The organism is Xanthomonas sp. D-99 (genome assembly GCF_017746145.1).
Classification (GTDB): Bacteria; Pseudomonadota; Gammaproteobacteria; order Xanthomonadales; family Xanthomonadaceae; genus Xanthomonas; species Xanthomonas cissicola.
In genome coordinates this window covers 1-822 of the sequence record NZ_JAGHWU010000135.1, presented here as the reverse complement: position 1 = coordinate 822, position 822 = coordinate 1, and the positions used below count along the sequence as shown (strand labels likewise).

The 822-nt window shown below is 51.3% G+C and carries 1 pseudogene; it reads right to left on the bottom strand.

Features of this window, described 5'->3' with window-relative positions:
• Positions 1-439: 439 nt before the first annotated feature.
• Positions 440-822, bottom strand: a pseudogene (locus J7360_RS21575) (hypothetical protein); the annotation flags it as partial.

Below are 822 nucleotides of genomic sequence, written 5' to 3'. Positions count from 1 at the left end.
GTTGATCAGACCTTCCTTAGGTGCAGGTGCGCAGAGTGCGGTTAGGAAGAGCAGGGCTGCTCGGGGGAAGCGCATTGACAGATCCTAAGGGGTGACAGACGCAGCATACAATGTGTGAATTCATGCGTAGCAAAGCTGGCGAGAGCTGCTTCGAGTCGCGGGCTAGGCGTTGCCATCAGCTTCCGTCCTTGGTTAGTTCAATGTTCCAATTGATTTGACACATAGCCTGCCGGGAGAACCAGGCACTTCATTTTGAGGAACGAGCGAAATCACAATATCGTTTCCGCTTCCGTCTTTCGCGAACCTAGCAAACCGCCAGCTTTGTAGTTGGCCGATCTCACCATGCACGGGCGAATCCACAAATCCCAACTCAATAAGCGAACTTTTGTATTCTTCAAAATCGACGCAGTTACTTTGAAGACTTGAAGATCCTTTATCTTCATTGACAAAAGACAAGCCAATGCCCTGCTCGAGAGCTCGAGAGCTCGAGAGCACGAGACTCGGGAGTAAGCTCCAATAAGTAGCTCCAGCCATTACTAAGCGCTTGGCCGTGGATATACGACTCAAGAGCCTCAGAGGGGAAGGAAACTTTCTTCAGAGAAATGCCAGTGACTTCGCGGACCCGATCGACTGTCAGATCTTTCCTGGAGTCCAACCCGCCCAGCAGTTTCAAAAATCTTTCGCCAATCTCAACAGCGCTAAGGAAGGTCTGAACAACGAGACCTGACAGGGCGGAAGGTGGCGTCGTTCCGAAGAGTGGCTTTTGGAACTTCGGAATTTCGCCATTTCTGGCGCTTTCCGCGGGAATTTCCCGGTTCACAG